The sequence below is a fragment of the Candidatus Zixiibacteriota bacterium genome (genome assembly GCA_021159005.1).
Classification (GTDB): domain Bacteria; phylum Zixibacteria; class MSB-5A5; order UBA10806; family 4484-95; genus JAGGSN01.
Map to the genome: position 1 here is coordinate 1 of JAGGSN010000006.1, position 11456 is coordinate 11456.

Genomic DNA, 11456 nt, shown 5'->3' on the forward strand with positions numbered 1-11456 from the left:
TGGGAATGACATCATTATAGCATCCGCCTAAGGCGGACAAAAGGCCGGACAGTAGTGATATTTTTTATGAATAATGCGGGCTAAGAAACTGAACTTTCGTGAGAGGAATAATAGAAAAAAGGGCGTCCACCTTAGGCGGACGCCCTTGTAAATAGCATTGAATGTGATTCTCTTATTTCAGAAGCAGCATTCGTTTTGTGTATGTTTCATCGCCTGTTTTTAATACATACAGGTACAGACCGGAAACTACATTGTTGTTTTCAGAATCGACGCCGTTCCAGGTCAATATATGCTGACCGGCTTCCATTTTTGATGAATTCAGGGTTGTTACTTTACGTCCCAGCATATCATAAACAGTCAGATTGACATAACCTTCCTCAGCAAGACAGAAGCTGATATTAGTGGAGGAATTGAACGGATTGGGATAGTTTTGCAAGAGCATCGTTGATGTCGGCAAACTGGCGCTGTTATCATCTACTGAAGTAGGACTGAGGACTATATCAGCATCATATTTATCCGAGAAAACGACTGATATTTCATCAAGAGAGCCCTCGCCCATTGTTGAACTTATCACTTCAATTGCATATTCGCCTGGAGCAAGATTGTTGATATAATAGACGCCATCATCGAATATTTCACCAAACGCAACAACCTTGCCATCCTGCTTGGCTAAAACAATTGCGTCATTTATTGATTGACCATTTTCAACAATCCGGCCGCTAAGCGTTCTGAAACTGGCTTCAACAGCCGCTAGTCCGATATTGATATCATCGGCATCGGGCGTTACAGCATCGGCGTCTTGTATGTTGTCTTTGTCATCGTAGAATTCCGCTACATATTCTCTTGCGCCGCATAAGATTTTAAATTCGACATCGGGAAGGTTTTCGAAAATGTAATCGCCGTTTTCATCGGTGCGGGTAAAACGGAGCATGTGATGGTAAGGGTTAGTACGATGGCTGATAGCGACCAAACAAGCGTTGGCAATCGGTTCTAAAGTTGCATCATCAAAAACATTACCGGCAATATAGCCATCAAAAGGCGATACATATATTTCGAGATAGAAATCAATACCGGTTACATCTTCGTCAGCGCCGACTATTACAAGCTCATCATAAACCTGTCGTATATAGCCTTGGGCATAGGCTTTAACCTTGTAAGCGCCTGGGATTAAATGTTCGATCGTATAATTCCCAAGGGAATCAGTTCTGGCAGTGCCATGATGGAATGAATGATATTTATGAGCATGAACAAACGCGTTGGAGATAGGAACACCGGCAGTGTCATAAACCGTACCGGAAATGCTGCCGAACGCAACAGGCATCAATTCGAAATTGATATTGGCTGCAATCTCATCAACAACAACGACCGGGTCCTCTAATACGCCAGGGAAATAACCCCGCGCACGAGCTTCCATATAATACTCGCCGGAAGGCAGTTCAATTAAATACTCGCCGTTCTCGTTGGTTAATGCCCAGCGGAAACAATGCGGATACTGCATTTTAATAGCGAATACTAAAGCGCCTTCAATCGGTTCGGTAGTAGCGCCATCGGTAACAACACCCGATATACCGCTCATAGTTATAGCCTCTAAGGCGAAATCGATGCCGGTTACATCATTGCCGTCAATAATGACTGGATTAGGATATTCTAAAGAAATATATCCCCGTTTTCCACAGACAACAGAATATTCGCCGGGAATAAGTTCATCGATTAGATAAGTGCCATCTACCCCGCTAAAAGCCACGCATTGGTAACCATGATGACCTGGTATACGAGCCATAATTCTGGCACCTTCAACCGGATCACCAGTTCCAGCATCAGTTACCGTGCCGGCAATTGAACCAAAAACAAGCGGCTCAAGGGCAAAATCGATGCCGGTTACTGCGCCATCATCTACCATTACGGAATCGGGATACTCTTCAAGAACATAGCCATCTTTGTGACACGCAAGCCGATATGTTCCGGGTGGTAAATCATCAATCAGATATGAGCCATCAGCAAGCGTATAAGCTATGCGTTGGAAACCAGGTTGGTTAAACGTACACAAAGCAACAATAGCATCTTCTATCGGGTCGCCTGTATCAAAGTCTGTAACCACACCGGCAACCGAGCCAGGTTCTATAACTCTTTCAGTCAATGTGAAATCGATACCTGTCGGGCTATTCTCTTCATCAACCGCAACAACAGCCGCGTCTTCAGGATTATCGGCTTCTTCCCAAAATTCAGGCTCATAACCCAGTTTGAACGCCATTACACGATAATCTCCGTAAGAGACATCCAATTCATACACGCCAAATTCATCGGTTGAATCAAAATCGGCTGGTCGGGGGTGATTCCCGATAGTCATGGCAACCATTATGGCTTGACCTAACGGCTCAGCGGTAACCTCGTTGGTTACTGTACCGCTTATTGTGCCTAAATCAGGATCTTGAGCAAAAGCTAACGAGCCAACCAAGATTAAGGCGGTTAACATTGACAGGATCAACAATTTTTTCATACACTCCTCCTTAAGTGTTATGTTTATAAAGGAACTTTTACGCTCTCTACCCTTGCTTAGAGTACATTCATCCTTACGTGATGGGTTTAAATTATTGGTGTTACTTTCTACCCTTGCGCTAAGCACATTCCTCCCTAAAATATTGGGTTATAGAGCCTATATTGCTTTCTACCCTCATTTGGAGACAATTCTTATCAAAGTAGTTAAATAGAAATCGGTCGTTTTTAATTTTATTTCCATCAACATAGTGGACACAAATTCATACTACTAGGTTTAAGATATAATTTATTTTTTTCCACGTCAAGTTCTTTTTAATAATACTATTCACTCGAGCAGCTCAAGTTGCAGGTGTTATACTTATTGAAGATGGTTGGTTTGATGATAATATGTTGGCCTCAGGATGTTTTCCACAAAGATGTCCGCCTAAGACAGAGCTATCCTGAAACATAACCTGTAAAATTAGTTAGCTATAGCATATCTTGAGAAATGTTCGATTTCAAATCTGAGCCTTTTTCCGGTCTTTTGCCGAGTGTTCTCAACTTTCCATTTACCGGTATCCTGATTATAAAGGAATAACTTAACATTGTTTGAATTTGGATGGTTGTTAAAATAGCCCGGATAAACATTAAATATCAGATTGTCTTCAAAAGCCCGCCCTTCAGGAGAACATATAAAAGCTATAGCGATTCTTGAAGAATCATTCCCCCGCACAAAGCGAAACATAGCGATTCTACGGATAGAAAAGCTTGCGTCCCGCAATATATTAATAGTCAGGAAATTAAGTTATTAATATCATTTTAAAAACAGCATTTTCTTCATTTCAATATAACCGCCTGCCTGAATTTTATAGTAATACACCCCGGATGCTTTGTCATTGGCTTGCCAGACAACCTGATAATGACCTGCCGATTGTTCATTATTAACCAGTGTTTCCACTTTACGGCCAAGGATATTGTAAATATCAACAGCAACCTCAACTCGATGAGATAAATAATAATCTATAGTTGTCGAGAAATTGAAAGGATTGGGATAATTGTCTGACAACTCAGCGGCGAATGGGCGTATTCTATTATCATCGATAAAAGTCGGCTCATATGGCAGCGCACCTCTGTCATCGCCGTAACGGCCGGAACCGATACATGGCGAGTTTTGCTGAAGATGGAAATCGTTGTTTGCGGAATCGATAAACAATGGGTCAAGATTCTGGTCCCCCAGACCGGGGGTAAAAGAATAAACCTCATCATTCCCTCATTCGGGATCCAATTCGGCATACCGATAAGTGAATGTATTGTAAATGGTGTTATGGCCGAGGTATTCGGGACGCAAGTTCAGAATACATAAAAAACCATAATAACAATCGGTGATTATGTTATCCCATACTTCAACGTTATCCTGTTGGTTTTGATGTAATACCGCTATGCCAGCATAATCGCTTAGAGTGATTGTATTTGAGTAGATTGTACCGGAGGCTAAGGTGTCGAAACGGATGCCATAACTGCCCCCTGCGATAACGCAATTTGAAATATCAAGATTGCTACCCCAGACAAGTATGGCGATATTGTTGTAAATACCGTGAATAAGCGCACCGCCGCCATCAAGACGAACATTATGACCATATGGTATATTCAGGTCGCCGAGATATTCAACATCCGAGTCAAGTTCGATATATTTGTCATATTCGCCGCTGCCTTCAGCCAGATCGTATATTTCCTGAAGGCTCTGGTAAGCAGCTACAGGGAAACTGAATATAAGCAATAAAAAGACTATAAAAATTACCAGCTTGTTCATATAATCCTCCTCATAATGGTTATTTATTATGTTTTAAATATATACAATATGCGATGAAACGCAAGCATTGAATTATTGCAAATTAATTACGTAGTATTATTGTGCTTCTTTAACGTATAATCTTTAAGCGTATATGTATACCCATCCGGGATAGCTCCCTTTTCTTTAGAATGGCTCATTACGTATTGCCCGCAGTTGCTGCCTATATAATTTTCAGTTGCCTCCCCGATGCTTATGATGACCTCATAGCCATATTCTTGAAGTTTGCCGGCTATTTCATCGCCTGATTGTTGTTGGCATGGGTCAATATGGGACGAGAGCCTGTTTTGAGCCGCTTTATAGGTTGGATTTAACGGAGTTACTTTTATTAGAAATTTATCAGGGTCAAAATATTGATGAAGGATTTTCGGGTCTAACTCCGATTTTCTTTCAAGCGCGAAATTCAAGGTTATTTTTCTATCGCCGGTTTTATAAAATCGCTTGCCATATCCGGCAATTTTGGCGAAATCCCATTTTTTCACCGGAATCAATCGGTCTCTTAGCTCAATATCCGTAGTGTGAATTGAAAATTGAAGTTGAAATTTCCCCTTATATAAATCATCTTTTATCTCGATAAGTTCATCAAAAAATTTATCGGTTCCGGATGGAGCTATAGTTGAAATGCATGGCATCATACCGGGCGCATTATATTTAGATGGCAAGCTTTTCAAAACCTTCAGCACATTTGGATTAAATGATGGTTCTCCCATTCTGGCGAATTGGATTTTAAATTTCTTTACTGCGATATTTCTGTCAGGAAACCTTTTTCCCACTAAAAAATCTATCTGTTCAAAGATTTCATTCGCGGTTAATTTTCCCTTATAGAAATTGCCGGCATCACATATAGGACAGCCGACCGGACAACCAAACAGGGTTGATACAATGATGACCCATTTTTCTTTCAGTGGCAATGGCGGTTGACGCGATTCGATAAATTCTACCAGCCTTGAGTTATCCATCCGGGCTATATATACCATAGCAATATCTTCCCGACCGGTATACTGCAATACTTTCATCGAGTAATTACCCTCAGTTTCCGGCGGATTTTCATTGCCGCTTTAATCCCGTCTCCAGCCGCGATTGCTGTTTGCCTGTAAATATCGTTTTTCACATCGCCGATAAAATAGAGAAGTCCTTTTTGCTCAAGTTCTTTGTAATTATTTCGCAATCCCTCTGACAAAAAATCAAGCTGAGGTTTCCTGCCGATAGCAAATATCAGGAAGTGCGTTTCGAGTTTTAAAACTCCATTTGGGTTATTGCATTCAATAAACAGTTTCTGCTTGGAAACAACGGTAATTTTAATAATCGTGGTTTGCATATAATATTTGATATTATTCGCTTGCTTTGCTCTTTCCTTTAAAAGGGGTAAGCATTTTTCGTTTTCGCCCCTATTCAGGATAACTACGTTATTATATCTGCTCAGGTTTAATGCGTAATCGAAAGCAGCATCGCCTGCGCCCATGATAACAAATCTTTTATCTTTCATATTCAACAGGGGATAAATCTCGTAAAATACCTTTGCCTTGATTTCTTCCGATAACCTAAAATCTGAAAACTCAACGGGCTTAGTTCCTGAACCTATCAGTACTATCCTTGATGAGATACTCCTTTTCGAGGTTTCAATAATAAATATTCCCTGCCGAAAGTCAAGATTTGTCGCTTCCTCAAAATATACTGCCAACGAATTATTTTCAAGCTGTTTCCTAAAATAAGCTGTCAGGTCAGAGCCTGAGATACTATCGGGAAAGCCGGGGTAGTTCTCCACTGAGTTTGCGTTTTTCAGAAGTCCCCCTATTTCGTTTTTTTCAATGATGACCGGTTTTAGTCCATAGCGTTTAAGCTGTATTCCCGCTGCAATTCCGGCAGGTCCGGCGCCGATTATTACTATGTCTTCAAGCTTCATTTTTGCTCTTTAAAGTAGTCAGTAAATTATCTGTCAAAACCGGCGCAGCAAACCCATAGGCAAGATTCATAAGCGCCGCCAAATGAAAATCCTCGCTGTAAGTCGCCGTGCCATCAATAGTAAACAGCGGCTCGAAACCCCGCATGAATGCCGAACGGGTAGTTGTTTCACAGCAAAGGTTAGTCATTACACCGCAGATTACGACCTGCTTGACCTTCTTGTTATGAAGGATATTCTCAAGTTCTGTTTCATAGAAAGCATCATATTGATGTTTTTCGATTACAAAGCTATTGGCAAGGTCGAAATCATCGATAATCTCGCTGAGGTTATCATCCGGGCTGATTAAATCGCCCCACCATTTGTTCATCATCTTAGCATCCTCAGCGGAATTAGTATGACGGGTAAAAATTACCGGCAATTTTCGTTTTTTATATTCAGCAAGCAAATATTCTATCCGTAGAATTATTGCTTTGGCAGAGGGTATATAGGCATGAGATTTCTTATCCAGAAAATAATTTTGCATATCAATAATAATCAAGGCGGAATTTTCGGGGATATATTTGGTATCGCGAATATAGATTCGCTGGCGGAGGCTTTCCAGCATCTGTTTGGCTTGTAGCTTGATTGTATCGATTTCGAAATATGTCTGCTTCATCGAATTGCCAGTCTCCTTCGAGTTCGATTAAACTCATTATTTTGATTTTGATAGTAATTATAATGATATTTTTTTTGATATTCTATAGATTTATGATAGAGGAGGTGAATTCTATTGTTATTTACGGCGATTTAGCCGCCTTAAGAGGCAGGAGACAGTCACCGCGGGAATCTGCCGAACTCATTCAGAACCCAACCTGCAATGTTCTGAAAAAAATGGGGAAACTCTTGATATTCTTATACTTGACAATAATAATATTTATTGTATTATAAACATGAGGTTTATTGAAATGCGCTGTTTAGCGATTGTATTTTTTTCTTTTATTCTACTGATTATACAGGATACTACAGGACTATCCAGACCCGACATACCGGGATGTAATTTAACAATTAACAATTCTGTCGGTGATAATGAATGCACAATCCTGGTTATAAGCGGTCGGGCAACAATTGATAATCGACCGATAATCTGGAAAAATCGCGATGTTACCAATCCGGATCAGAAATATTACTATATACCTGCCTGTTACGCTTCAAATGAGACTACCTATGCTTATCTTGGGAATTTTTATGCCGGTGATTTGAGCCGCTGTTTCATGGGGATAAACGAAAAGGGATTCGGGATTATTAATGCCAATTGCTACAACTTATCCGATGTGCTCAGTGATGGCATTGATGACGGCGATTTGATGCGCATTGCCCTTCAGACCTGCCGTAATGTAGATGAATGGGAAGAGCTGTTAGCCCAAACAAATCTGGTCGGCAGAAAAGACGCCTGGATGTTTGGCGTACTTGATGCCTCCGGTAATGCCAAATTATACGAATGCACTAATTTTAGTTATTATACTTATAATGCCAACGATATTGAGCAAACCCCTGATGGAATTATTGTCCGGTCTGTTTTTTCTCTAATAGGCTGGAATACCAATAAAGGCATCAACCGCTATAAACGCGCCAACTTTCTGATTCGCAGCCAGCCGGAAAACCGCCCGATGAGCGTTAAATTTATTCTTCAAACAATAGCCAGAGATTTTTATGGACCCGACTGCGATCCTTATCCGCTTCCTTTTTACGGCCAGCTTGATACTTTGCCGGTGGGATATGTGGATACCTATGATACCATTAACCGTTTCAAGACCCGTTCATGTTCGGTTATACGCGGGGTATTGCCGGATGAGAACCCGCTTAGGGCAACAACTTTTGCTATGTTAGGCCCGCCGGTATTATCGATAGCGGTTCCATTGTGGGTCGGTTCTGAGGGCGTGCCTGCCTTTTTGAATCATGGAATCGGCGCGCCATGGCTCGATATTATAGGCGAACGCTTAGAGGATTTATATCCGGTTGATGATGCCGAAACATGGATGAATACACACTGCCTGTTAGACAGCACAGGCGACGGTTCTTTCTCGTATATATTCAACCTTGAGGAATGGGCTATTGATCAAGCCGATAGCGCACTTGAATCATGGTTGGGACAGGAGCCTAAAGCTCACGAGATGCGTCAGGCGCAAAACGAAATCTGTCAGGTAGTATGGGATGGATTTCTGACAGAAAGCGATATTACTGCGAGAATTACTAACGACCATGCTAACTTGCCGGATGATATCACTTCTTATAATTATCCCAATCCATTTAACCAGAGTACAACAATCAGCATTTATCTAAGCGGCAGAATAAATGCCGGATACGCATCAGTAAGCATCTATAATATGCTCGGCGAAAAAGTGGCTCGGCTTGGGAATATTGAGCTAAGCGGCGGTCAGGGAACAGTTAATTGGAACGGCTGCGATGATTCAGGCGCCCTGGTATCAGCCGGCGTATATTTCTACCAGATTTCGGCGGGTAAAGCTGTTTACTCTGGCAAGATGCTGATGTTGAAATAATTGGGGCTAAATGACAATATGATGAATATGTCCATTTTTTCATGAAATTATAAGGTTATAGTTGACTTTCCCTTGCGTGATTTGTATCTTGATTGGTTTTAATAAGGAAAGCGAACCCGGAGGATTGTTAGATGAAAGAATACACTACTGATAAAATCCGAAATATCGGAATTGTAGGACACGGCAGTACTGGAAAGACCTCACTGGTTGAGGCGGCGCTCTATGTTGGAAAAGCTATAAGCAGGTTGGGAAATATTGATAGCGGTAATACTGTTTCGGATTATGCGATTGATGAAATTGACAGAAAAATATCGATTAACACAGCCTTAGCCCATTTTGACTGGAAAGACTGTAAAATTAATCTTATAGATATGCCAGGCTATGCCGATTTTTACGGCGAATTATATGGCGGTCTTAGAGCCGCTGATACGGCGCTTATAGTTATCAACGGCGTAACCGGAGTTGAGGTAGGAACTGATATTGTTTGGCGTATTGCCTCAGATTACAATATCCCCTGTGCCTTCTTTATTAATCGCATGGATAAAGAACATGCTGATTACATGAAGTGCGTCAATGACATACGGGAAATCTATTCCAATCATGCGGTACCGATAGTGATATCATGGGGCGATGGCCTTTCATTTAAAGGCATAATCGACCTTCTCTCCATGAAGGCTTATTCGTTTGACAAGGATGGTTCGGCCAAACCCCAAGATATACCGGCAGAATTTAAAGATACTGCTCAGGAATGGCATGACAAGATGATTGAAGCAGCGGCAGAATCTGATGAAGCTCTGATGGAAAAGTTTTTTGAGGCGGAAACCTTATCTGATGACGAGACAATCGCTGGCCTTTCCAAAGGAATAGCTGACAGATCGCTTTATCCTATATTTTGCGGTTCCGCTACGACATTAGCCGGAATATCACCATTTTTAGATAAAGTAATTAAAATCCTGCCTGCTCCCGATTATGCCGGTGAAATTAAGGGTTTTGATGGTGATAAGGAAGTATCAAGAAAAATCTCATCAAAAGAAAAAACCTCCATGCTTGTATTCAAAACTGTTTCTGAGGCTCATGTTGGAGAGTTGTCGTTTTTTAAGGTTTTTTCAGGCAGTATTAAACCGGGTGATGACCTTATCAATACTACTAAAGACAATGCCGAACGCATTGGTCAGATATTTGCTTTAAACGGCAAGGAACGAATTGAAATTACTTCTGTTGCGGCTGGCGATATTGGCGCGCTGGTTAAATTAAAATCAACTCATACCGGAGATTCATTAGCCGAGAAACGTTCACCAATAAAGTTTGCTCCGATAGATTTCCCCAAGCCCGTTATTCAGATGGCGGTAGTGGCCAAAACCAAAGGTGATGAGGATAAAATCGGCGCCGGCTTAACAAAACTTCGCGAGGAAGACCCCACTATCGAGATGTATGTCGATTCTGAACTAAGGCAGACGGTTCTCTCCGGACAGGGCGAGCTTCATCTGGCAGTAGTAACAGACCGCTTGAAACGTAAATTTGGAGTTGAAATAGATCTGGCAAAGCCGCGCATACCATATCGTTCGGCATTCCGTAAAAAACTTGAGGTTCAGGGCAAATTCAAACGTCAATCAGGTGGACGCGGCCAATATGGCGATTGTTGGCTAAGGTTGGAACCTCTGCCCAGAGGCGGGGATTTCGAATTCGTCAACGCTATTGTCGGCGGCAATATTCCCTCGAAATATCTGCCGGCGGTTGAGAAGGGAATACTTGAAGCCAGAGATAATGGCGGTTTAGCTGCCACTAAAGTAGTCGATTTTAAAGTTACCTGCTATGATGGTTCATATCATACTGTAGATTCATCCGATATGGCGTTTAAAATAGCCGCCTCAATGGGATTTAAGAGCGGCTTTACCCAAGCAGACCCTTACCTTCTTGAACCGATATTCAAGATAGAAGTAGTTGTACCTGAAGATTATATGGGCGACGTTATGGGCGATATTTCATCACGGCGCGGCAAGATAATGGGGATGGACCCTGAAGGTAAAAACCAGCGAATTAGAGCTTCTGTGCCGCAGGCCGAATTGTATAAGTATTCCACTACTTTGCGTTCGTTAACACAAGGTCGAGGGACATACTCCTGCGAATTTTCACATCATGAGGAAGTTCCCCGTGAGATTTCCGAGAAGGTAATTGAGGAAATCGAAAGGGAAAAAGAGCAGGACGAAAAAGAGAAATAGATAATTCGATTAAATCAGCGTATCGATGCTGTATAATTTATATGGGCGTTCACCTCAGGCGGACGCCCTTTTTTTACCAAGCAGCGCTTGGTAAAAAGAGTCAGAAATATCAGGAGCCTATTAAGAATACATAGTGTTTTTGTGCTATCGGAAGTTACTTCCGACAGCTCTGGTCGAAGAGTCCGCCTATGGCGGGTTAAAATTTGTGAGTAATTGGCCTTAAGACGGACATTCTGACATACAAAAAGATATCAACTACTGTCCGGCCTTTTGTTCGCCTTAGGCGGATGCTATAGTGATGTCATTCCCACGCTGCCCGCGTCATTCCCAACACTGCCCGCGTTGTTCCCCACACTGCCCGCGTTGTTCCCAACTTGATTGGGAATCCAGAGATTGGTTGTGCCGATACCTCCTGCCTGCCGGCGCCCGCCTGTCTGCAGACACGGGGCACGGTATTTTTACTATCCGCCATT

The 11456-nt window shown here is 41.9% G+C and carries 9 protein-coding genes; 2 read left to right on the top strand and 7 right to left on the bottom strand.

Going from position 1 to position 11456, the window contains the following annotated elements:
• Positions 1–172: 172 nt before the first annotated feature.
• The 7 genes from J7K40_00380 to J7K40_00410 form a co-directional block, all read right to left on the bottom strand.
• The gene (locus tag J7K40_00380) at positions 173–2497 is read right to left on the bottom strand and encodes a carboxypeptidase regulatory-like domain-containing protein (GenBank protein MCD6160854.1); all 2325 of its coding nucleotides are present in this window, start codon (positions 2495–2497) and stop codon (positions 173–175) included.
• A gap of 459 nt (positions 2498–2956) precedes the next feature.
• Positions 2957–3220 carry a hypothetical protein gene (locus tag J7K40_00385; GenBank protein ID MCD6160855.1) on the bottom strand — a complete coding sequence of 88 codons (264 nt, stop codon included), beginning with the start codon at positions 3218–3220 and terminating at the stop codon, positions 2957–2959.
• Positions 3221–3289: 69 nt separating this feature from the next.
• Positions 3290–3688: a T9SS type A sorting domain-containing protein gene (locus tag J7K40_00390; protein ID MCD6160856.1), complete on the bottom strand. Its 399-nt coding sequence runs from the start codon at positions 3686–3688 to the stop codon at positions 3290–3292.
• 57 nt (positions 3689–3745) lie between these two features.
• A complete protein-coding gene (locus J7K40_00395) occupies positions 3746–4285 on the bottom strand; it encodes a right-handed parallel beta-helix repeat-containing protein (GenBank protein ID MCD6160857.1) in 540 nt (179 codons plus the stop codon).
• 86 nt (positions 4286–4371) lie between these two features.
• Positions 4372–5340, bottom strand: a complete 969-nt coding sequence (locus tag J7K40_00400; protein ID MCD6160858.1) for a radical SAM protein — start codon at positions 5338–5340, stop codon at positions 4372–4374.
• Positions 5337–6227 (bottom strand): NAD(P)/FAD-dependent oxidoreductase, encoded by an 891-nt coding sequence (locus J7K40_00405; protein MCD6160859.1) that lies wholly within the window; start codon positions 6225–6227, stop codon positions 5337–5339. Before J7K40_00405 ends, J7K40_00400 begins: the two co-directional genes overlap by 4 nt.
• Positions 6217–6882: a cysteine hydrolase gene (locus J7K40_00410; protein MCD6160860.1), complete on the bottom strand. Its 666-nt coding sequence runs from the start codon at positions 6880–6882 to the stop codon at positions 6217–6219. The genes J7K40_00405 and J7K40_00410 overlap by 11 nt, the downstream gene beginning before the upstream one ends.
• A gap of 274 nt (positions 6883–7156) precedes the next feature.
• Between J7K40_00410 and J7K40_00415 the strand changes: the two genes are divergently transcribed.
• Both J7K40_00415 and fusA read left to right on the top strand, forming a co-directional pair.
• The gene (locus tag J7K40_00415) at positions 7157–8764 is read left to right on the top strand and encodes a T9SS type A sorting domain-containing protein (GenBank protein MCD6160861.1); all 1608 of its coding nucleotides are present in this window, start codon (positions 7157–7159) and stop codon (positions 8762–8764) included.
• 131 nt (positions 8765–8895) lie between these two features.
• Complete coding sequence (fusA, locus tag J7K40_00420) at positions 8896–10983, top strand: elongation factor G (GenBank protein MCD6160862.1); 2088 nt, start codon at positions 8896–8898, stop codon at positions 10981–10983.
• Positions 10984–11456: the final 473 nt, after the last annotated feature.